The organism is Chryseobacterium sp. CY350, assembly GCF_027945075.1.
Taxonomy (GTDB): domain Bacteria; phylum Bacteroidota; class Bacteroidia; order Flavobacteriales; family Weeksellaceae; genus Chryseobacterium.
The window spans coordinates 1,100,905-1,124,455 of sequence record NZ_CP116034.1 but is presented as its reverse complement, the minus strand read 5'-3'; the positions used below and the strand labels follow the sequence as shown (position 1 = coordinate 1,124,455).

Here is a 23,551-nt window from a genome sequence, read left to right as displayed (position 1 = left end):
AACGAATTCGTCTCTATAAAAAACAAGAAGTAGTAAAATTTAAAATTTAAGAAAATGAAAAATTCAGTATTAAAAGGTGTTCTTGGAGCACTTGCCGTTGCCGGAGTTGCAATGGTTGCCAAAAAAGTAATTGAAAGAAAAAGATTTGTAAGAGGTATTTTCAATGAATACGGAATCAAAGAAAAATCACCTTTCGGATTGGCCGATAAAATTAGAGAAATGGATGAGGAGCAGTATCAGGAACTGAAAGGAAAGTTCAAAAAAGAATTTGCTTCAAGATGTTGCAGAAAAGATGCTAAAAAAGAAAATTTTTCTGAAGCATAACAAAAAGTAACTAAATTGAAATTGTCTTATTCCGGCGCGGGAAGCTTTGCTTCCCGCGCCGGAATTTTTTTGTTGTGAATGATTTTTTGCCACGAATGCACGAATTTTTTATTGCTTTACTGCTGAATTTTTTTGCCAACAAGGCTTCGACAAGCTCAGCCTGACATATCTAATACTATTTGTAAATTATAAACGTTGTCACGCTGAGCCTGTCGAAGCGCTAATAATATGTTTTTTAATATTTTCGTAATTAATTCCTTATGAATCTATTGCAATCAAAAAAAATTTAGGAGCCTCACTGTAATTTAAAAAGGCAACAATAAATTTGTGCATTCGTGGCTATTTAATTTAAAGTCTTTGCTTAGTGAAACGCCTTTGCGAACGAAAAATATGTGCAAAGAATTAAAAGAAATCTTAGCGAACTTTGTGTTAAAAATAGATTGCTACGTTTGGGTTGCAACAACAAAATCCTTATTTTTGTTAGCCTAAATGAAAGACTACTACTATTTTCTCGGGATTTCTCGTGATGCTTCGGATGAAGACATCAAAAAATCCTACAGAAAACTTTCATTAAAATACCATCCCGATAAGAACGAAAACGACGACTTTTTTGCAGAGCGTTTCAAAGAAATTCAAGAGGCGTACGAAACTTTAAGCGATAAAGGAAGAAGAATTACCTATGATCAGAATTTAGAAAGTCTGCAGAAAAGTTTTAGATATACCGTTCCACCTTCGATTAAAACTTTTTCGGCGAATAAAATTCATGCGAAAAAAGGAGAGGAGATTATCATTACTTGGCAAACTCAAAATGCTGATGTAGTCAAAGTTTTACCTTTTGGATTAGAAAAAGCCTACGGTGAGAGAACTTTTAAAATAACAGAATTTAAAAACGGAAAATTTCAGTTATTGCTGCATGCGACCAATTCACTTTTGCACAAAACCGTCGTTCACGGAATTACGATAACCGAAGTTTTTGAATCCGATGGAGAAAAATTCAGAGATCGGGCTGAAGAACTCTTTAAATCACAACCAAGAACTGCAATAAATCCTAAAGGTAAGCCAAAAATTTTCAGATTAATTTTTGGATTATTGATTTTAGCTTTAGCAATTTATTTTTTAATCAGCAGTCTAAACTAACTAACTATGCCAATTTCTTATTTCCTGGGCATTTTTTACAACGCTTACCTTTTTTGAATTTTTTACAACAAGATTTCTTGTCTCCACAGAACATTTCGTCATTCTTAAAAGAAAATACCGGAGTCAGTGGCGGAACTTTAAATGGAGTGATGTTATTCATAATGCAAATATATTAATTTAGAATAAATATAATTAATAAAATTTAAATTTTCTTTAAATGTTGATTAGCAAAGAGTTTGAGGATATTTCTGAATGGATTTTTGAATGGATTTCTATTATCTCAATACGAAAAAACTTCGTGAGCTTTTATAAGTGAAATCGAAGATTCGACGAAGTCAAACGGCTTCGTGAAACTTTAAAACAGTTATTAGTAAAAAACCTTAGTGCACTTTGTGTTCAAATTGAGCATTATAATTAATGAAAATATTCAATTCCTGTTAGCTTTATAAGAACTTATCAACTAAAATCGTTTCGATAGAAGATTTAAATAAAATACATTTTATCGCCTGTAATCACACATTCGCAAGATTCAGAACTTCTATTTTAAAGCCAATTGCAAAAAGCCAATCGCCAGTCTCCACTTAGGTTGCGAAATCATTTTAAAAATCGTAATTTTACGAATCTTTTTTTTCAAACAAAATCTAATATATAAAAATGAATACAGAGCAGTTTGTGAGCCGTCACATTTCCTTAAACGAAGCCGATAAGCAGGCAATGTTGGAAAAAATGGGCGTTTCAAGTATCGAAGAATTGATTTCTCAAACCATTCCATCATCTATCCGTTTAGAAAATGATCTGAACATTTCAGAACCTCTTTCAGAATACGAAATGCTGAATCATTCAAAAGAATTGGCATCGAAGAACACTGATTTTACAAGCTATATCGGTTTTGGATATCACAACACCCTTTTGCCATCGGCGATTCAGAGAAATATCTTTGAAAACCCAAGCTGGTACACAGCGTACACGCCTTATCAGGCAGAGATCGCTCAGGGAAGATTAGAAGCGTTGCTTAATTATCAAACTGTTGTGTGCGATTTGACAGGTTTTGCTTTGGCAAACGCATCTTTGCTGGATGAATCTACAGCAGCTGCAGAAGCAATGCACATGTTTTTCAACAACAGAACGAAAGATCAGAAAAAAGCGGGAGCAAACAGGTTCTTTATCTCTGATTTAGTTTTGCCTCAAACCGTTTCTGTTTTAAAAACAAAAGCTGAAGGTTTAGAAATTGAAATCGTTGAAGGTGATCATAAAACACACCAGTTTGACGAATCTTACTATGGAGTGTTATTGCAATATCCAGGTAAAAACGGAATCGTTTTAGACTATACTGAAGATATCGTTGAATATAAGAAATTAGACTTACAGGTTGTTGTAGCTTGTGATCCTATGGCTTTGGTTAAATTGAAATCTCCTGCATCAATGGGCGCTGATTGTGCGGTTGGTACTTCACAGAGATTTGGTATTCCATTAGGTTATGGTGGTCCTCACGCAGCATTTTTCTCTTGTAAGGAGGATTATAAAAGAGATATTCCTGGAAGAATCATCGGGGTTTCTCAGGATATGTACGGAAAACGTGCATTGAGAATGGCTTTGCAAACGAGAGAGCAACACATTAAAAGAGAAAGAGCGACTTCAAACATTTGTACTGCTCAGGTTCTTTTAGCGGTGATGGCAGGAATGTACGCCGTTTATCACGGTCCGAAAGGATTAAACTATATCGCTGACCAAATTCACTTTAAAGCAAATGCTTTGAAAGGCGGTTTGAAAGCCTTAGGTTACCAAACTGTTGAAGAACCAATCTTCGACACGGTAAAAATCGAGATGGCTGAAGATGAGAAAGCGAGATTGATGAGAATGATGCTTGATCACAAGCTAAATCTAAACTATTTCACAGAAGGAGTAATCAGCATTGCGATCAACGAAAGTACAACGCTGGAAAAACTGAATGTTTTGATGGCTTCTTTCGCTCAGTTTAAAGACAAGCAGACTTTTAAATTAGAAATAAAAGAAGGATACAGCATTCCTGAAGAAAATCTTAGAAAAGATGAGATTCTGACGGAAGAAGTATTCAACAAATACCATACAGAGACAGAATTGATGCGTTACATCAAACGTCTTGAAAGAAAAGATTTGTCATTAACCCATTCGATGATTTCTTTGGGTTCTTGTACAATGAAGCTGAATGCTGCGACTCAAATGTTACCACTTTCTTGGGATAATTGGGGAGCTGTTCATCCATTCGTACCGGTAAATCAGGCAGCAGGTTATCAGGAAATGATCAAAGAATTAGAAAAAGATCTTTCTGAAATCACAGGTTTTGCAGGAACTTCACTTCAGCCAAACTCTGGAGCTCAGGGAGAATATGCAGGTTTGATGGTGATCAGAGAGTATCACATCTCAAGAGGCGAAGGTCACAGAAATGTGGTGTTGATTCCTCAGTCTGCACACGGAACAAACCCTGCTTCTGCAGCAATGGCGGGAATGAAAATTGTTGTCGTTAAAAATCTTGAAAGCGGAGAAATTGATTTCGAAGATTTCAAAGCTAAAGCAGAAGCTAATTCTGAGAATTTATCTGCTGTAATGATCACGTATCCTTCAACTTACGGATTCTTTGATGCCAACATTAAAGAAATTACTCAATTGGTTCACGATCACGGCGGACAGGTTTATATGGACGGTGCCAACATGAATGCTCAGGTAGGATATACCAGTCCTGGAAACATCGGAGCAGACGTTTGTCACCTAAATCTTCACAAAACTTTCGCAATTCCTCACGGAGGTGGAGGTCCTGGAGTTGGCCCAATCTGTGTTGCGAAACATTTGGTTCCTTTCCTGCCAACAAATGCAAACATTAAAGTTGGTTCTCCAAGCGCTATTGAAGGAATTTCTGCTGCGCCTTACGGTTCCGGATTGATCTTAAATATTTCTTATGCTTACATCAAAATGTTGGGAACTTCAGGTTTGAAAAAAGCAACTGAGCACGCGATTTTAAATGCTAACTATTTAAAAGAAATCTTAGCTGAGCATTTCCCTATTTTATATTCGAATACTGAAGGTAGAGTAGCGCACGAGTGTATCGTAGATTTCCGTCAGTTCAAATCTTTAGGAATTGAAGTGGCTGATGTTGCGAAAAGACTGATGGATTACGGTTTCCACGCACCAACGGTTTCTTTCCCGGTTGCTGGAACATTGATGATTGAACCCACAGAATCTGAAAGCAAATCTGAAATCGACCGTTTTGCAGAAGCTCTTATCGCTATCAAACATGAAATCGATGAGATTGCTAATGGCGAAGCTGATCAGGCAAACAACGTATTAAAAAATGCTCCTCACACCGAGCAATTGGTCGTTTCTGATTCTTGGGACAAACCATACAGCAGAGAGAAAGCAGCTTATCCTTTGGATTGGGTAAGAGAGCATAAGTTCTTTGCAACTGTTGCAAGAGTTGATGAAGCTTACGGAGACAGAAACTTGGTTTGTACTTGCGAGCCGATTGAAGCTTATATGTAGATAAAAAGTTTTTTATATAATTAATCCCTTTCAGCAATGAAAGGGATTTTTACGTTTTCGTAAATATTTTATCAAAATCAATTCTCTTTCGAACCTTGAAAGAGAATTTTGTTTTTTATAATTTTTCTTAAATCAGTTCAGCTCAAGCTATTTTCATGATTTAAAGACGATAGGATGCGCCAAAAAAGAATTGTTTTTCCGCATCGTGTTGAAGTCCGTAGTTAATTCCGACATCAAATTTAAAATCTTTTACGACTTTCATCTGAACGGCTGCATTTAGAAAACTGGAAAAATGATGTTCTTTAAAATCATAGGTGTAATAAGTTTCTGCGATGCCGTCAACATTTTTCAAGATTTGATGGCTGATTGTCAGTGTTTGTAAAAACTCTGTGTGCATTGATGGCTGGTCTTGGTCTTTCAATCGGTCAACTTCAACCTGAAATCCCAGATTCCACTCTCCCGGCAGCTTGTACATCATTGGTATAATTAAACCTCCTTCGAAACGACTTTCTTCATCACATTTTGATGTGGGAAATTTTACATAAGGTAATAATGCCATTGCAAAATTACCCTGATCATTTCCTATTAAATTCTGTTTAACTCTTAAAGTTACATCACCAAAACCATTCGTTATTTCTTTATTTCCGGTCGCTATATCAGTTTCTTTTTGCTTTCCGTAAGTCTGGAAACCAATCTGTATTGCAGTGCTTTTGGTAAGTCCGATCTTTATATTCGCCTGATTGATCAATAATGTATTGGTTTTCTTCTCTTCAGTTTTTTCTTTTACAAGCCTTACAAAATCAGTTTCGTACTGAAAATGTCCCGCATCTACGGTGTACGGAGATTCTGTAACGTCGGGTCGATCAGTTTCCATTTCCCTCATCATAGATTTGGGAACAGGCTTGAAAAGCGAATAATTATAAGGCAATTCCTTTTGACCATAACAGGCGAAAGGCAAAATAATTGCGCCTAAAAATAGCTTAGAAATGCGATTGCTTATCATCTTCTCTCTTCTTGATTTTTAAACTGAAACTAGAAATTCACTCGTATGTTCTGTGGATTTTCAAGAGTAATTTTAACATGGTTTAGATCATCGGTGATCTCGTATTCCATTTCTGAAAGCGTTTCATCTTCCTGTTTCTTTTGTACCTTGATTTCGCCAAAACCAATTTCTTCTTTAGGGATTTCTAAGAAATAGTTTCCGTTTTTTTCGTCGTGAACAAAGTGTTCTTTTTTAAATTCAATAAATTGCATAATAATATTTTTTAATGGTGTTAAAGATTTTTTTGTACTATTAAGTTAAAGTTATTGATCATTTTAAAACTAATTCTTAAACTTAAAATAGTTAATTTTCGTAACGCAATAACGAAGCCACACCGCTAAAAATTCGTAGACTTTTTTTTCGATCTATCATTTCGTAATGTCACTCTTCTGTTTCCCCGATGGTATCATTTAATTTAAAATTCAAAAGAATACTGGTCTAATTTCACAACAATTTAGTAATTAGTCTACATATTATTCTGTATTATTTTCATTTGGTGAATTCTTTATAATACAAATCAAAAGTCAAAACTTTAAATAAAAAATGAAAGATTTTAGATAGTTCTCTTGTGTGATTTCCAGTATGTTAATACTTGTTTATATTGAATTAAAATCAAAATTTATACTGTAAAGGTTTGATTAATAGATGGTAGCAGGATGGGGCAGGATGCTTGTATTTGTCTTTGTGATTAGCTTGGTAAACACAAAAATTTAATATTCATGAAAAATAAATCTTTACTTTTTAAGCAAGCTCTTAAATCTTTATTGCTATGCGGGATCACCTTATCTGTTGCTGATTTCAATGCTCAGACTTTAGCATTTCCGGAAGCTACCGGTTTTGGGAGATTTACCACGGGCGCGAGAGGCGCAGCAAATCCTCAGATATATTTGGTGACCAATCTTAATGACAGCGGCCCTGGTTCGTTTCGTGACGCGGTGAGCCAGCCGGGAAGATTTGTTATCTTTAAAGTTGGTGGAATTGTTAATTTACAATCAGTTGTAGCTGTTTCTGCCAATACAACAATTGCCGGACAGACCGCGCCGGGAGAAGGAATTTTATTTTTGGGACCGAGAGTTTCTTTTACGGGAGCAAATAATACAATAGCGCGATACATGCGAATTCGATATGGCGGAACTTCCCAGAATCAGGATGCGTCTGGAATTGCAAACGGAGCAAATATCATCTTAGACCACATGACTTTTACTTGGGGAACAGATGAAGTATTTTCTGTAAACTGGGACAATAACGGTACTGCTCCCGACAATATCACAATTCAGAATTCAATTATCGGACAGGGAATGCACCGTCATAATCACTCTGCGGGAGGATTGATGCAACCGCCGCCGGGAGGGAAAATCAGTCTCATTGGAAATCTATATATCTGTAACAAAACGCGTAACAATAAGATCAAAGGAATCAACGAGTTTGTAAATAATGTAGTGTACAACTGGGGAAATTACGGAAATACCTACGGACATACTCAGTCCGGAGAGGCATACATTATGGGAGGAGATTCTGCCGGAGCATCTTATGTAAATATTTTAAACAATTATTTCATAGGAGGCCCGAATACAAGTTCGACGGTTTCTACACCATTTAGCGTTGGAAATGCGAATTTTAATCTGTATGGTTCCGGAAATTATTTTGATAACAACAAAAACGGAATTTTGGATGGAACCCTTGTTCCTCAGGATCTTATAGGTTATCCGGTAGGAGATATCACTGCGATACAGCCTACTTCATATGATTACCCGATGAAAAATCCTGCACTTACCGCACAGGCTTCGTTTGACAATATTGTTGCAGGTGTAGGTGCATCTTATCCGCAGCGCGATCAGGTAGATCAGTTAATGATTTCAGATCTTTCTTCTAAAGGTACGGCTGCTACTTATGTGTATGTACAGACTGATCTTACGACTCAATTCGGATTTACAAATGGTGGAGCAGGACATATTTATGGCGCTCCCGCTCCTTTAGATACTGATAATGACGGAATGCCGGATGTGTGGGAAACTGCCAACGGACTTAATCCTAACGTCGCAGATGCTTTGGCGGTAAGCACGGCTCATGCTCCATATCTAAATATTGAGGCATACATCAACAGTTTGCCGAATACTGCACCTGCGGCATTTATTATTCCGCCATCAAATTTAAATTTCACAAATCCGCTTACCTCAGGAAATCCGGCATCAAGTTCTCTTACCGTAAACTGGAGTGATAATGCAGCCAATGAAACAAATTATGTCTTAGAACGTTCACTCAACGGAACTGCATTTACAGTGATTGCGACATTGCCGGCAAATACGACAAGTTATAATGAAACGGGTTTGACTCCGAATACTCAATATTATTACAGAGTAAAAGCCACCAACGCAACAGAATCTTCCGTTTACACAGCAAATACTTCGGTTACAACACCTCCTGTTCCGTCAGCTCCTGCACAGGCCTCAACACCAACGCCTTCAAACAACAATACCAACGTAGAACTGAATAATGGTAACCTGCTTCTAAAATGGACTGGTAGTAGTAATACAACAAGTTACACAGTGTTTTTCGGGACAGATCCGCAGAGTTTAAACAATATTGCCACAGTGCCTTACTCTGCAACGCCAACGTATCAACTTTCAAATCTAAGTCCTGCCACCAATTATTACTGGAGAATTGATGCTTCAAATGCTCTTGGTTCGGCATCAGGAAATGTATGGAACTTCAAAGCTATTACCCCGTCTCTTGTAGGTAACTGGCCATTTTCTGAGGCGCCGCTGGCAGGAGAGCAGATTACAGATGTTACGACCTTTGCCAATCATGGATCTCTAAATGTAGCTTACGACAATTCCACGGTAAGAGTTCCCGGCAAAGAAAACTACGCGCTTGATCTTGCATCGGCACCCACAACTCCTTATATAGCAAGTATTCCGCATCAGGAGCAGATTTTATTCAACACAAATTCTTTTACTGTTTCTTATTGGATGAAAGCTCCTTCAACTATGATTCCATCATCTTCGGCGACAAGTTTATATGTTTTATGCAAAGGTTCGTTTACTAAAAATGTAGCAACAGGAGCAACTGGTAAACGTTTTAATATCGAGATCAAAGGTGGCCAGCTAAGATATGCGATCGATGATGATGTAACCAAAAAAGAAATAACATCCCCAATTGCCAACTATTTTACAGGAAACTGGGTACATGTGGTGATACAGAGAGATGTTACTGCACACAAAATGAGAATTTACACGAATGGCGTTTTAAGTTCTGAGGGAGACGAAACTGCTGTTACAGGTATTGGGGAAGCGAGTGATCTTGTGATCGGAAATATTGGTGAGCTTGAGTTTTTAGCGACTACGAATGCTCCAGCTCCTTACAAAGGTGCATTTGATGAACTGAAAATGTACAATTACGCGCTTACTCAGACAGAAATTTCTGCTTTGTACAATCAGGCTGTTTTGGGTAATGCAGAATTCAGCATCAGTAAAAATGTGGGATCGGTATATCCAAATCCTGTAAAAGATCAGTTATTTATCAAACTTCCTGAATATAAAAAATCCAGTTTGACGGCGACAGTAATCGATATGACCGGAAAAGTTATCATTAAAGAAAAGCTGAATGCAGATGGAAACGGAACTTTCAATCTCAATTTTGGTGGTAAAAAAGTTTCAGGAAACTATATTCTGAATGTTTCGGGAGATAACTTAAACAGCAACTTTAAAATTATCGTTCAGTAGAAAGACAATACACTTAGTTTTTTTCATATTATATTAGAAGATCCTTTCATTTATTTGAAGGGATTTTTTGTTTTAAAACTATTTCATCTTTTTTATCTAAAATTCCATCCGTTAGCGAGAGGGATATTGAACACTGCTGATTTGAATGATCAAAATAAGGAAAGATTACGAGAGTCGATTTAGGATGAAGATTAGTTTTCTACCGATAATATTCTTTGGCTTAAATGATCTTAAATTATTTTTTTTTTTCTAATTTTTTAATCAAATTTCCTTTCACTACCGTAAAAGCATAGTCTTTTGCTTCAGCGAAAGAGATCTCATATTTTCGTTCAATATTTCTTAAATCTTCTGGGAATTTTGCTAGAAGATTATGATAGAAAGAATCCAAGAAATCTTTGGAAGGCATTTCGTATTTTATTTTCAGCTGAAAACGCCTGATAATCGCTGTATCAATGATTTCTGCATGATTGGTGGCGCAAACCAAAAGCGCGTTTTCCGGATAATAATCGATTAATTGAATCAACGTATTGACGAGCCGTCTCATTTCGCCCACATCTTTGTCATCACTTCCACGAGCTTTCCCGATCTGATCCAGCTCATCTAAAAATAAAACAGATCTTTCTCTAGCCGCTTTGTCGAAGATCATTTTGATATTTTGTGAAGTTTCCCCGATTCTTGAAGAAACAATATTGCTGAGATTGAGAATAATAATATTTTTACCCAGAGCATTGGCAATCGCTTTTGCAGTCATGGTTTTTCCGCAACCAGAACTTCCTTCTAGAAGAATTTTATTGTTAACGGGAAGTCCGTGTTCCATCAATTCCTTGGCAAAAGTCTGTTCTTTAATGAGCTGTACAAACTGCTGTCGATTTTGTGGTTCCAGGAAAACATCATCTATCGTTACTTCTTCTTTGTACTGAATGATGAGGTTGTACAGATTCATTTTTTAATTTGATTAAAAGAGTTTGTGGTTTCAAAGATAATTCTTTCCAAACTTTTAGTTAATAGAAAATTTATTCAAATTACGTCACGTCAAGTAGATTTTCCAATAATAGTTTTGAGAAGTTTTTGATTATGAATCGTCTTTTGATCGTTGATTCCCGATTTGTTTTTCATTATTTTATAAAGAAAACTGACGAAGTTCTCCAAGAAAGTCACCATCCGAAAACTCAATAAAAAAATCTTTCTGCCATTCTTTGGTTTTGGTTGCTTGTTTGTTTTCAGGTTGATCCCAATTCGGATATACTCTGAATCCGCGTTTTCCTTCCTTTGAAGCATTGGTAAGAATTTTCATTTGAGATAAAGTATTTTTAGGGAAAAAGAAAAATCCATTCTTATCATCACATCTACAAAAAATGATGTAAAAATCGAAAGGATCTTCTGAACTGAAGGGCTCCGTTATTTTACTTACAGGATTTCTCTTCCACAAAGTAACAAACTGCCCGATTTTCTTTGGGGTAATTTTAGCTTTTCTGAATTTTATATTGAATCGATCAAGTTTAAAACTATGACCAAGATACTCATCACATTCGGGATCAGGCCGAAGATCAGAGATGATTAAGTTGAGCTTAGAAAAAATTGAATTTTGTAGTTGCTCGAGTTCTGTAATCATTTTTTTATGTTTTTTTGCGCTGCTTTACTCCGGTTGAGCAAAACAGCGGGCAGCCATTGAGACTGCAAACATAAATAATACTAACTGATAAATTTGCTTAATAGGCAGCTATTTAACCTGATTAGTTATTTTCTTTTTTCACTGTTGCGATATAAGAAGAAACTAAAACTGCACATGTTGCTACTCCGACGATTGCGATCATAATATTGAATTTTTATTTATTTAAATATCTATTGCGAATTCTATAATGCAATATTACAGCTTTCAGGTAAAATGTCAAATAAAAATATTATGATGTATATCAGGGTTTTACCGTCATTTAAGATGCTTTTTAGAGCTTTTTACTATTAAATATTTAACGATGAAATATGGGCTTCGGGTTACTTTTTAATTGATTTATTCGTAAAAAAATGTAAATATGTTAATGTTTCTATATTTTGTATTTTCAAGTTGACAATGATATTAATAAAGTATGAACAGCATAATGATCGAAAAAAGTCAATAATAATGTTCCCCAAAAAATATAACAAATGAGCTTTTAAAATAATTTTTGATCTCTTAAACAGAAAAAGCTGGTTCGCCTACTTTTTCCAGTTTCTTTTTTTATAACTTCTTCACCACAAATTGGACACAGCTTTTTATGATAGATCTGGAAGTGTCTCTTGAGAACATTTGCTTTCTTCCACTTTTTAAAATCAAATCCGTAATTTCGAGCTTCTGCAATAATATCTTTAAGTTTTTTTGATGTTAAATTTCCAACGAGACTTTCAGGATGAATTCCTACTCTGAATAATGCTTCATTCTTAATAATATTACCGACGCCCGAAAAAATATCCTGATCCATCAAAGCATCACAGATCATCATTTTTGGCTGTGATTTTAAAGTTTCTTCTGTTTTTTCGGGATTCCATTTTCTGCTCATAATGTCAGCTTCCCAGTTGATTTTTTCTAAAATACTCTTGTCAACGACTTTTATCGTACAGGTGTAGAAATACATTCCGCCATCTTCAAAAGCCAGTCCCAGCCTTAATGTGTCAATATCTTTTCTTTCATACAGACTGTACGAACCGAACATCATCAGATGAACTTTAAAACTAATTTTGTCGAAAATGAGGTACGTCTGTTTTCCAAATGTCTTGATTTCTTTCAAAATTTCACCCCTGAGATCGAGATTTTCGGGAATTTCACTACCAATAACTTCCAGTACTTTTTCACCTACAAATTTTTGCAGATCTTCTTTCATTAAAACAATTGTGGGACCTTCAGGCATAGCTTTTTTTTCAAGAAAAACTCAAATATTATTCCTTTAAAAGTAAAATTTGAATTAATTTTGGAAAATGATGAATTTGAACAAGATCTTTACCAGTCAGCGGACCGGTAATAATCCAAATACTGTTGCCTCAAGAACAGATTTTCAAAGAGATTTTGACCGTATTATTTTTTCTTCAGCATTCAGAAGGCTCCAGAATAAAACTCAGGTTTTCCCGCTTCCGGGAAGTGTTTTTGTACATAACCGCCTTACACATTCTCTGGAAGTTTCTTCTGTGGGAAGAAGTTTGGGAAGTGTAATAGGAGAGTTTGTAGCAGAAAATTATAAAAGTGATCTTACAGAAGAATCAAAGATTTTTTACAATCATAATTTAGGAAATGTTATTGCTGCAGCATGTCTTTGTCATGATGTGGGAAATCCTGCATTCGGACATTCCGGTGAAGACGCCATCGCAAGTTATTTTGACAGAAATGAAAATGATCTTAAGCCAAAATTTAATGATAAAGAATGGGCAGATCTTGTTAATTTTGAAGGAAACGCCAATGCAATCAGGGTGTTGGCTCAGCAACAGCAGGGAAAAGACGCGGGAGGAACTCAACTGACATTTGCCACTTTAGCGAGTATTGCAAAATATCCTTGCGAGGCGATTGCTAAGAAAAAAGGAATAATTCATAGAAAGAAATTCGGTTTTTTTCAGAATGAGAAAGAGATATTTCTGGAAATAGCAAAAGGAACAGATATGATCTCCGAAAGTCAGGAGCCGCAAATTTTCAAAAGACATCCTTTTGTGTGGCTTGTAGAAGCTGCTGATGATATTTGTTACAATATTATCGATATGGAAGATGCACACAGATTGGGAATTGTTTCAACAGCAGATTGCAAGAATCTCTTTTTTGAGCTGGTAAAATCTGAAACTGATGACGTTGAAAGAGTAAAGAGAAAACTTGATTCTATAGGCAATGACAACGAAAAAATCTCATACCTCAGAGCGAAAGTTATTAATGCTTTAATTAATAAATCTATTGCGATGTATAAGCAGAATTTCACTCAAATTCTTGAAGGAAACCTTAATAAAGCTTTACTTGATATCTATAAAAACGAAAACAGGTCTTTGCAGGATATTGAAAGCTTTTCGATAGAGAAAATTTATAATCATAAAGCGGTTGTGGAAATTGAAAATGCAGGTTACAACGTCATGTATGAGCTTCTGGATCATTTTATTCCGTCTATACTTAAGTCTGAGGATAAAATTAAATCTTACGATACCAAAGCTTTAAAATTGATTCCTAAACAGTTTATTTATGATGAAGGTAGCGATTACCAGAAAGTGTTGGGCGTCATTGATTTTGTTTCCGGGATGACAGATAATTACGCGACCGACCTTTACCGAAAAATAAAAGGAATCGATATCGGGATGACCATGTAGAATTACTCATTTTTATTTGATTTATATTACAAGAAATTGTATCTTATCAGCTAATTCATAAAAAAAACATTATGGTGTACTTAGGTATTTTGGTCTTTTTCGGACTTGTGACGTTATTCGCTTCTTTCTTTACAGTAAAGCAGGAATCTGCTGCGGTCGTAGAAAGATTAGGTAAATTTTTAAAAGTGAGCCACGCCGGTTTACATCTGAAAATTCCGTTTTTGGATCAGATTTCAAAGCGTCTAAATCTTAGAATTCAACAGTTAGACGTTATTATTGACACGAAAACTTTGGATAACGTTTTTATTAAAATGAAAGTTTCTGTACAGTATCAGGTCATCAGAGAAAACGTAAAAGACGCTTACTATCGTTTAGAAAATCCTGAAAATCAGATTACCTCTTACGTTTTTGATGTTGTGCGTGCAGAAGTTCCGAAAACGAAATTAGACGATGTTTTCGTGAGAAAAGATGATATTGCGGTGGCTGTAAAAAGTGAATTGCAGGAAGCAATGCAAAGTTACGGTTACGATATCATCAAAGCTTTGGTTACTGATATCGATCCGGATGAGCAGGTAAAACACGCAATGAACAGAATTAATGCTGCAGAACGTGAAAAAACTGCCGCAGAATATGAATCTGAAGCACAAAGAATCAGAATTGTTGCTGTTGCAAAAGCTGAAGCAGAATCTAAAAAACTACAGGGACAAGGTATTGCCGATCAAAGAAGAGAGATTGCAAAAGGACTTGAAGAATCTGTAAAAATGCTGAATGCAGCAAATATCAACGCGCAGGAAGCTTCTGCATTAATTGTAGTTACACAGCACTATGATACATTGCAGTCGATTGGAGCCAATAACAGAAGCAATTTGGTGTTGCTTCCGAATTCGCCAACAGCAGCAAGCTCAATGCTGAATGACTTGGTGGTTTCGATGGCGGCGACGCAAAAAATGGATGAATTAAGCACTGCAAATTATCCTAAACCTCCAAAAGATTTTGGACAATCAGGACACTAAAAAATAAAAAAATCCTCTCAGAATATTTTGAGAGGATTTTTTTATTTCTTGATTTTTGAAACTTGTTTTAATAAAGTATATTTTATCGACGAGCCGTCCATTGGAGGGTTTGGAATTTTTTCTGTTCTTACTTTTAAAACATATTCAAATCCGGGTTCGTAAGTGAAGCCTTCGATATTGCTGTACAAATTTCCCCAATTGTCAGATTCCTTTTCTTTTACCTGAAGACATTTCATCGGCGCAACTCCTGTACAATCGGCAGTTTGGTATGCGATTATAAAAGTTTTTTCATTTGCTGACTCTGTGTTTGCTAACGGTTTGCATTGTATCATGATCGACAAAATAGCTATTGGAAGAATCAAAGTTTTTAAAATGTATCTCATATGCTTAATTTTTGGGTTCATCAAATGTTGTTTTTTCTTTTATTCTAAATTTTTGTCTGCCAGTTAAAAGTTCAAAAAAAAGTTTAAAGTCTGAAATTAATGACCATAAAGGATATCTAAAAGTTGCGGGCTTATTTCTTTCAATAAAAGCATGACTCAGCCATGCAAAACCGTATCCAACGATCGGTATATACCATAAAAATCTTTCTTTTCCGGTGTAAATGACAAATCCAATCACTAGAAAAACAAATAGAATTCCAAGAAAATGAAAAATTCTTGTTCCTAATTTCTTATGTTCGTCGAGATAAAACTGATAGAACTCTTGGTATGTTTTGATTCTTTCGGGCATGGTAGTGTAGTTTAAAGTTCTAAAGAAACTTTAGCAATTATTTCGCCAATTATTAATGCATTGAAAATATAGTAATTTGTATCACTTGACATTTTTAAAACATTAAGAAAATGAAAGGCTTAAGAAAGATTAAGAATCAATAAATTGATTTAAGCACTCTGCTTAATGATTTACTTTAGTGAATTTTAATAAATCTGAAATCTGATTGTTGTAAAAAACTTTATAACCTTAAAGGTTGAAAAAAAATCTTTTAGTGCTTTTGCTGTTGAAAATTTCCTTACTTCTAAATTATCTATAGTTAAATCGTTGCTCTTTTCATCACGACGTTTTTTTGCATCCGATGAGGATTAAACATAGCAAACAGAAAAGATACTTCATCTGCTAATTGGCACTTCTCAACTTGCTGTTTTTATATCCGTAACAGAAGTAAATAACCAAACCTACAGCAAACCAAAGCCCAAACCAAAACCAGTTATCGTGACTCATTCCTGTCAATAAATATAGACAAGAGCTTAAACCGATCAATGGAATCAATGAAAGGTTTTTGATAAACGTCAGTACGCAAAGTCCAAGATTAATCAGTATAAAAAAGAATATTGAAGCCCTAAATTCTCCGTTTTTAGGATCATTCCATTCCATCAATGTGTCAAAAAATTCTGGCTGAAAATAATAAAACCCAACCAAAGCTCCTATAAATATGACAGGAAAAATGATCTTTCCGTTGATATAAGGCAGATGAAATCTTCCTTTGATTTTTTCTTTTGCAGGAAGAAGCAAGACTCCGGCACAAACCAATACGAAAGCAAAGATAGTCCCAATGCTCGTAAAATCTAGTATGAAACTTTTATCTGTAAAAAGAATAGGAACTCCCACTACAATACCGGTAATTACGGTAGCAAACGATGGTGTTTTATATTTTGGATGAACCTCCTGAAATTTCTTAGGCATCAGTCCGTCACGACTCATTGCGTACCAAATTCTTGGTTGCCCCATCTGGAAAACCAACAAAACAGTTGTTATGGCAACAATTGCAACAAAAGAAACCGTGAGTTCCATCCAGGCAACGTTGGCATTAGAAGTTTCAAAGATGAAAGAAAGCGGATCTCCTACACCGTCAAATTTTCGGTAATCTACCATTCCTGTAAGAACCAGAGTCAGGACAATATAAATAACTGTACACAGAGCCAGAGAAATGATCATTCCTTTCGGTAAAGTTTTCTGTGGATCTTTCGTCTCTTCAGAAAGTACGCTCAGTGCATCAAAACCAATGTAGGCAAAGAAAACTCCTGAAACGGCACTCATTACCCCAGCAAAACCATTTGGCATAAAAGATCGTGTTCCTGTTTCAATGCTTAGAGGCGTCCAGTTTTCGGTGTTGATATATGAATAACCAACCAAGATCACAAGTACGATCACGGCAAGTTTTAAGATCACTAAAGAATTATTGAAATTTTTACTTTCTTTTACTCCACGGTAGCAAAGCCACGTGATCAATCCGTTGATAACCAGCGCAGGAATGTCGACGATAAATTTCAAACTTCCCAGCAAAGGCGCGCTTGTCCAGGCATTGATGAGTTCTTTATTTTCCGAGCCATTCATAAAGGCTTTTTTTGCTTCAGTATAGCTGCACGTGAGGTAGTCGGGAATGTGCATTCCCATTCTCTCAATAAAACTGGTAAAATAATCTGACCATGAAAAGGCGACGTAAATATTTCCAAAAGAATATTCCATGATCAAAGCCCAGCCGATTACCCAAGCTATTAATTCACCAAAACTGGCGTAAGCATACGTATAAGCCGAACCCGCTGTAGGAATTCTGCTGGCAAATTCTGCGTAACAAAGCGCGGTAAAACCACAGGCAAAACCACATATCAGGTACAGTAAAATTACACCGGGACCGCCTCTGAAAACAGCCTCGCCCAAACTGCTGAAGCTACCCGCGCCAATAATTGCGGCAATACCAAAAAATACAATGTCCCAGGTTCCGAGAACTCTTAAAAGATTAGTAGAAGTATCTGTTTCTGAATAGTTTTTTCTCTTGAAAAGTTGATTCATCAATAATTATATATAAGTTGAAAAAAACAAATGTAATTATTTCTATTAAATAATTAATATTATCTTAAAAATTATTACTCAAAAGTTAATTAATACTAAAAATTAATCCACAGACTAACATTATCTGAAAAGACTTGTTTATGCAATATCTTTTTGATATTTTCGTTGATAATTTGTGGATAAAAACATGTTTAAAATGTAAGGCAATTGGTCTTATTTTTGAAGATGTACCCCTATTAAAATTTGATATTAATGAAATCAAAAAAAATACTCTTAGCGGCTGCTGTTTTCTATTTCGGAGTTTCGGAAGCGCAACAGTCTCAATACTTTACTCAAAAGGAAAACTACAGGTTTACTCTTGCACAGAATCTTTATCAGACCAAAATATACAACGCTTCACAGTACGAATATGCACGCCAATATTTCTATAATCAGAATTTGGAGCAGTCGAAAAAAGAAGCTGCTCAGTTTTTTGATAATGTGATAGGGGTTATTCTTCAGAAAAATCATGCGGAAGAAGGTTTGACGGCTTTTATGAAAGAATATCCTAATTCTGCATATTTTGCGCAGGCAAATCTTCCTTTAGCGGACTATTATCTGGCGAAAAAAGATTTTGCGAAAGCTTTAAAAACTTTAAAAAAAGTTAATCAATACCAACTGACCAAAGAAGAAAATACTCAGTATATTCTGAAATTGGGTTATGCTAAGTTTATGATGGGCGATTCTAAAGGCGCAATCGATGCGCTGGAAGAAGCTCACAAAACAGCAGACGAATCTCAAAAAGGAGATATTGCTTATATGTTGGGACATTTGTATTATTCAAACAAGCAAAATGATCAGGCATTTCAGTATTTTGATTCGATAAAAGATCAGCCGAAATTTTCAAAATTGGTACGTCCGTATTATGTGCAGATGTATTACAATGATAAAGATTATGATAAAGCAATTTCAGAAGGAAATGCTTTGTTGAATGAAGATATTTCGGCGTCTTATAAAGCAGAGGTTCACAAAATTATCGGTGAATCATATTTCATGAAGAATGATTATGAATCAGCATATCCACACTTGAAAGATTATCTAAGCGTTCAGCAAAACCCATCTGAAAATGATCTGTATGAAATGGGATTTGTAGCGGCTCAGCTTAAAAAATATGACGAAGCAGTTTCTTATTATAATCAATTGATCAACAGCAATTCGGCTTTGGCTCAGAATGCATATTATCAGCTGGGAAATGCATATTTGGCGGTTGATAAAAAGCAGGAAGCACTTTCAGCGTTTCGTTCGTCTTATCAGATGGATTATGATGCGAGTGTGAAGCAGTTGGCGCACGAGCAGTACGCAAAATTAGGTTACGACATCGGAAATCCTTTTGAAAGTCCGACAACGGTAATTCAAAATTATATTACGGCAAACCCAAGTGGTCCTAAAAATGCAGAAATGAGATCGCTTTTGGTTAAATCTTATCTATACTCGGGGAATTTTAAAGAAACTCTGAATGCGATTGATAAATTGCCAAATTCAACTCCTGAAACCGATAAAGTAGATCAGGAAGTTTCTTATTTATTGGGAACCGAAGAGTTTAATAAAGGTAATTTTGATGAAGCGGAAAAATATTTCCTCAGAAGTTTAGAGTTTAATATCAATAAAGAATTCAACAGCAGGGCTTTATACTGGTTGGGTCAGGTGTATTATCAAAAAGGAAATTATCCCTCTGCAATTGTTCGTTACGAAAAACTGAACAACGAAACGTTCCCGGAAAAGCAACAACTACCTTATGATTTGGGTTATGCTTATTTTAAATCTAAAAAGTTTGATGAGGCAGAACAGTACTTTACCCAATATCTAAAAAATCCGAAACCTGAGTTTAAAAATGATGCTGAACTTCGTTTAGCAGATATCAATTACGCTAACAACGATTTAGATCAGGCGATTGCGATTTACGATAAAAACGAAGATGCCACAGATTATACCTTGTATCAAAAAGCTTTGGCTCTAGGTTTTAAAGATGATCAGGCTGCAAAAATTAGTAATTTAAAGTCACTGATTTCTAAATATCCAGGTTCAGAATATATTGATGATGCACAGTACGAAATGGGTGTGGCTTACGCTGCTCAGGATGATTTTGCAAATTCTAACGATTTCTTCAGTAAGGTTGTAAAATCTTCTCCAGATAAAGATTTGGTGGCCAACGCATCAATTTACAGAGCACAGAACTATATTGACCAAAATCAAAATGATAAAGCTTTATCTGAATTAAAATCTCTTGGCGAACAATATAAAAATACGGCATACGCACAGAAGATTGTTCAGGCTGCGAAACCTATTTTCACGAAAAACGGTGATGTTTCTGGATATGCTGATTTTGCACGAAATGTCGGAGTGAATATTGATGCTTCTGAAATCGACGAAATCAATTTATCAACAGGAAAACAGTATTTCGCGAAGAAAGATTATAAGAATGCCATTTCTTATTATGAGAAATATTTAACGCAAAATCCTACAGGGGAAGGTCTTTATCAGGCTAAATATGAGTTGGGTGAAAGTTATTACCAGATGAATAATTCTACGAAAGCTTTATTAGTTCTTCAGGAAATTGCCAATCTTCAGAATGATTATCAGGACGATGCGGCGACAAGAGTTTCTCAAATTTATATTGCCCAAGGGAATTCTGCTGAAGCTAAAAAATATTTAGAAAACATTAAAAATTCATCCAATATTAACATTAAAAATTATGCTAATGTTGAGTTGATGAAGATGTATGCAGAAGAAAAGAATTTCTCAGAAGCTGAGAAATTAGCAAACGCCGTTATTGCCAACAATAAAAACTCTGCAGCAGTTATTGAAACGGCAAAAGTAATTAAGGCGAGAAGTCTGATGAATTCTGGGAAAGATAAAGATGCACAGAACGCTTACACTTCTCTTGAAAAGTCTTCAAACACAGAAGTTGCAGCAGAAGCTCTTTACGCAAAAGCATTCTATCAGAACAAAGGAAAAGCATTCAAGTCTTCTAATGAAACCATCTTTAAACTGGCTAATAATTACGCATCAGAAGATTATTGGGGCGCAAAAGCATTGGTTTTGATGGCGAAAAATTATATTGGTCTGAAAGATAATTATCAGGCCAGTTATACTTGCGATCAAATTATTTCAAACTATGCAGATTTCCCGGAAATTGTGGCAGAAGCGAAGGAAGTGAAAAAAATGATTAAGAAATGATTTTTTTAGGAGAGGATATTTCTTTTGAATATTCAACTTCCGAACCCATGAATCCAAGAATTTGTGCAGAATATTTTGCAACGATAATGGAAAGGAAAGGATTTGTTCTCAATTTTTCATTAGAAAGTTTAGAAATAGAAATTGATAAAATTTTAGAGAAATACTCAAAATCCTTAGACAGTGATCGGGAAATTTTAGAAGATTTTTTAACTTCATATATTGGTGAATCTCTTATCAGATTATTTGGAGGAGATTGGGACGGAAATTTTTATGGTCCCTTAAACCGAGTGGGAGTTAATTTTTATACATCCTATATTATAATAAATGATTTTAGATTTAACCCTAATCATTTTATAGGTTATTATTTTAGTAATGGTAAAAAATCTGAAGGAACATTTTATGATTACTTATATAAAAGAGATGAAAGTAGTGGAATCTTCCGAGATTTTTTAGGAGGAGGACTAATTAAAAAAATAAACAATAATATTCAATAGATTTAAAATCCTTTGTGATTAAAATTAAGAGTATGAACAAGAAAATTCAAATATTATCTATATTATTCTTAGGAATTTCGTCGGTGGCGTTTTCTCAGATCAAAGAAGAAAAACTGATTCTTAATAAAAAAAGAGAACCGGAAGTAAAGAAAATTGAGAAGAAGAAAACCTCAGTTGAAATCATAAAAAACTATCCGCCGGAAGAGAAATCAGCCAATCCTGTGAAATACAATATTACAGACGTTCCTGCGGTTTCAGATTTTAAAACTTCTACCATTCAGAGTGAAGATGTTGCGCCAAAATTTGACGGAACGGCTCAGAACAATTATTTCCAGTTTGGAATGGGGAATTACGGAAAGATCTTGGCAGACGCCAACATTTCTAAAACTCTTGAGAATAAAATTGAAGTGGGAGCAGATGTTCATGTGCTTTCTACCAACGGTTTGAAAAAAGTTTACGATTGGGATTCTGATCAGAGTTCGGCAACTTTAGGCGCTTTCTTAAATTCTTATGGAGAGAAAGGAAAAATTAATGTTAATGCTGAATACGGCTTAGATAATTACAATTATTACGGAATTTATGCATTGACGCCTTCTGCGGATGTAGACTTGAAGCAGAAAGTAAATCAGTTTAAAGTAAATGGTTATTACGATTTTTATTCTAATGAAATTTTAAACGATGTTAGAGTAAAGTCTTCATTTTTGAGTGATCATTTTGATGCAAAAGAAAATCAGGCTTCGATCTTAGCGAATCTTTCAAAACATGCTGTGAAACTTTCTGACAACGGAATTGTTTTAAATGCAGATTTAGGTTTAGGATTGGAGACTGTAAAAACAGATTTTGCTTTATTAAGTGAAAACTCATCAACGTTTTTTAACGCAGATATTGCTCCGAAGGTGACTTTTGCAAAAGGTGAATCATATTTAATGTTAGGATCATCTTTTTCATTTTTAAATGCGAGAAATTCAAATTTAATTTTAGCTGAAGAATTAAAAAATAATAAAACATATTGGTTTCCTCAGGCCGAATTTCAGGTTGCTGCTGCTAAAGAATTTAAATTCTATGGTGGAGTAGACGGTGGTTTAAAGCTAAATACTTACAGCGAGTTATTGCAGGCAAATCCGTTCTTGGTTTCAGACCAAATGTTGAGACCGACGGAAACACAATATCATTTTTACGCAGGTTTGAGAGGTGATATCGACGAAACTTTTAAATACGATGTTTCTGCCGGATTTGGGAAAATGAGAAATATTATGTTCTTCCAGGGAAATAATTTATTCGACAATACATTTACTTTAGACCGTCCGGGTTATGATTTTGCGAATACATTTTCTGCAGTTTATGATGATGGAAATGTAAGCGATATCAAAGGGAGTTTACAATATTTCCCGCTCGAAAATCTGATTGTGGATGCTGACGTACGATTTTTAAAGTATGATTTAAAGAATTATGACAATATTTATAATGTACCTTTAGTCAGTGGAAGCATCGGTGCAAAATATACGATGTTTGAGAAAAAACTGTCTTTAGGCTTCAAAGGAATTTTCGCAACAGACAGAACCACAAATTCGTATATGCTTGAAGGCGTGGGAAATCCGTCATTGGTTTTCCAGTCGGCAGAAGACACCAATGACAAAGTTGGAGGTTTTGCAGATCTAAATTTGTCAGCAGAGTATAAAATTCACAAAAATTTCAGTATTTTCGCACTCGGAAACAATCTTCTAAGCTCAAAATACCAAACGTACAAAGGCTACAAAGTTCTTGGTGCGCAGGTTGTGGGAGGTGTGAAAATTACTTTCTAAAAAAAGTGGTAATGAGTAAGCGGTAATAATCATTATTGCATTACTTATTATTGATTACTCATTACTTTTTAAAGATCGGCTTCGTAGTTCAACTGGATAGAATATCAGATTTCGGCTCTGAGGGTTGGGGGTTCGAATCCCTCCGAGGTCACAAGGTGCAAACTTATCATAAGTTTTGCACCTTTTTTTATTT

Annotated in this window: 18 protein-coding genes and 1 tRNA gene; 10 read left to right on the top strand and 9 right to left on the bottom strand. The window is 35.3% G+C overall.

The genetic code is table 11. From position 1 onward, the window contains the following. The first annotated feature begins 54 nt into the window (after positions 1-54). Positions 55-324, top strand: a complete 270-nt coding sequence (locus tag PGH12_RS05100; protein WP_267597008.1) for a hypothetical protein — start codon at positions 55-57, stop codon at positions 322-324. Between the two features lie 489 nt (positions 325-813). Further along, positions 814-1,461 carry a J domain-containing protein gene (locus PGH12_RS05095; RefSeq protein ID WP_267597007.1) on the top strand — a complete coding sequence of 216 codons (648 nt, stop codon included), beginning with the start codon at positions 814-816 and terminating at the stop codon, positions 1,459-1,461. 4 nt (positions 1,462-1,465) lie between these two features. Here the strand turns inward: PGH12_RS05095 and PGH12_RS05090 are convergent, their stop codons facing one another. Further along, a complete protein-coding gene (locus PGH12_RS05090) occupies positions 1,466-1,621 on the bottom strand; it encodes a hypothetical protein (protein WP_267597006.1) in 156 nt (51 codons plus the stop codon). A gap of 494 nt (positions 1,622-2,115) precedes the next feature. On the opposite strand from PGH12_RS05090, the gene gcvP reads away from it, so the two are divergent. After that, positions 2,116-4,974 (top strand): aminomethyl-transferring glycine dehydrogenase, encoded by a 2,859-nt coding sequence (gcvP, locus tag PGH12_RS05085; protein WP_267597005.1) that lies wholly within the window; start codon positions 2,116-2,118, stop codon positions 4,972-4,974. Between the two features lie 160 nt (positions 4,975-5,134). Here the strand turns inward: gcvP and PGH12_RS05080 are convergent, their stop codons facing one another. Both PGH12_RS05080 and PGH12_RS05075 read right to left on the bottom strand, forming a co-directional pair. Next, entirely contained in the window at positions 5,135-5,977 is an 843-nt protein-coding gene (locus PGH12_RS05080) for a transporter (RefSeq protein ID WP_267597004.1), read from the bottom strand. A 29-nt stretch (positions 5,978-6,006) separates the two neighbouring features. Further along, complete coding sequence (locus tag PGH12_RS05075) at positions 6,007-6,228, bottom strand: hypothetical protein (protein WP_267597003.1); 222 nt, start codon at positions 6,226-6,228, stop codon at positions 6,007-6,009. A gap of 507 nt (positions 6,229-6,735) precedes the next feature. Between PGH12_RS05075 and PGH12_RS05070 the strand changes: the two genes are divergently transcribed. Next, positions 6,736-9,738: a LamG-like jellyroll fold domain-containing protein gene (locus tag PGH12_RS05070; protein WP_267597002.1), complete on the top strand. Its 3,003-nt coding sequence runs from the start codon at positions 6,736-6,738 to the stop codon at positions 9,736-9,738. Positions 9,739-9,973: 235 nt separating this feature from the next. On the opposite strand, the gene PGH12_RS05065 is transcribed toward PGH12_RS05070, so the two are convergent. The 3 genes from PGH12_RS05065 to PGH12_RS05055 all read right to left on the bottom strand — a co-directional run bounded on the left by PGH12_RS05065 (position 9,974) and on the right by PGH12_RS05055 (position 12,593). Beyond that, positions 9,974-10,681: an AAA family ATPase gene (locus PGH12_RS05065; protein WP_267597001.1), complete on the bottom strand. Its 708-nt coding sequence runs from the start codon at positions 10,679-10,681 to the stop codon at positions 9,974-9,976. A gap of 177 nt (positions 10,682-10,858) precedes the next feature. Continuing rightward, a complete protein-coding gene (locus PGH12_RS05060) occupies positions 10,859-11,350 on the bottom strand; it encodes a MepB family protein (protein ID WP_267597000.1) in 492 nt (163 codons plus the stop codon). Positions 11,351-11,888: 538 nt separating this feature from the next. After that, positions 11,889-12,593: an endonuclease gene (locus PGH12_RS05055; protein ID WP_267596999.1), complete on the bottom strand. Its 705-nt coding sequence runs from the start codon at positions 12,591-12,593 to the stop codon at positions 11,889-11,891. Between the two features lie 97 nt (positions 12,594-12,690). Here PGH12_RS05055 and PGH12_RS05050 point away from each other — a divergent pair, with 97 nt between their 5' ends. Together PGH12_RS05050 and PGH12_RS05045 are read left to right on the top strand one after the other, a co-directional pair. Next, a complete protein-coding gene (locus tag PGH12_RS05050) occupies positions 12,691-14,046 on the top strand; it encodes a deoxyguanosinetriphosphate triphosphohydrolase (RefSeq protein WP_267597698.1) in 1,356 nt (451 codons plus the stop codon). Between the two features lie 71 nt (positions 14,047-14,117). Next, complete coding sequence (locus PGH12_RS05045; protein ID WP_267596998.1) at positions 14,118-15,059, top strand: SPFH domain-containing protein; 942 nt, start codon at positions 14,118-14,120, stop codon at positions 15,057-15,059. Positions 15,060-15,100: 41 nt separating this feature from the next. Here PGH12_RS05045 and PGH12_RS05040 read toward each other — a convergent pair whose 3' ends face one another. From PGH12_RS05040 to PGH12_RS05030, 3 genes are all read right to left on the bottom strand, one after another. After that, positions 15,101-15,442 (bottom strand): DUF4377 domain-containing protein, encoded by a 342-nt coding sequence (locus PGH12_RS05040; RefSeq protein WP_267596997.1) that lies wholly within the window; start codon positions 15,440-15,442, stop codon positions 15,101-15,103. Between the two features lie 4 nt (positions 15,443-15,446). Further along, positions 15,447-15,791 carry an Mpo1-like protein gene (locus PGH12_RS05035; RefSeq protein ID WP_267596996.1) on the bottom strand — a complete coding sequence of 115 codons (345 nt, stop codon included), beginning with the start codon at positions 15,789-15,791 and terminating at the stop codon, positions 15,447-15,449. Positions 15,792-16,172: 381 nt separating this feature from the next. Then, the gene (locus PGH12_RS05030) at positions 16,173-17,846 is read right to left on the bottom strand and encodes an APC family permease (protein WP_267596995.1); all 1,674 of its coding nucleotides are present in this window, start codon (positions 17,844-17,846) and stop codon (positions 16,173-16,175) included. Positions 17,847-18,098: 252 nt separating this feature from the next. On the opposite strand from PGH12_RS05030, the gene PGH12_RS05025 reads away from it, so the two are divergent. The 4 genes from PGH12_RS05025 to PGH12_RS05010 all read left to right on the top strand — a co-directional run bounded on the left by PGH12_RS05025 (position 18,099) and on the right by PGH12_RS05010 (position 23,509). Then, on the top strand, positions 18,099-21,062 hold the full coding sequence (locus tag PGH12_RS05025) for a tetratricopeptide repeat protein (protein ID WP_267596994.1): 2,964 nt from the start codon (positions 18,099-18,101) through the stop codon (positions 21,060-21,062). Next, the gene (locus tag PGH12_RS05020; RefSeq protein ID WP_267596993.1) at positions 21,059-21,556 is read left to right on the top strand and encodes a hypothetical protein; all 498 of its coding nucleotides are present in this window, start codon (positions 21,059-21,061) and stop codon (positions 21,554-21,556) included. Before PGH12_RS05025 ends, PGH12_RS05020 begins: the two co-directional genes overlap by 4 nt. A gap of 32 nt (positions 21,557-21,588) precedes the next feature. After that, positions 21,589-23,358, top strand: a complete 1,770-nt coding sequence (locus PGH12_RS05015; RefSeq protein WP_267596992.1) for a TonB-dependent receptor — start codon at positions 21,589-21,591, stop codon at positions 23,356-23,358. Positions 23,359-23,435: 77 nt separating this feature from the next. Then, positions 23,436-23,509 (top strand) — tRNA-Arg (locus PGH12_RS05010). Positions 23,510-23,551: the final 42 nt, after the last annotated feature.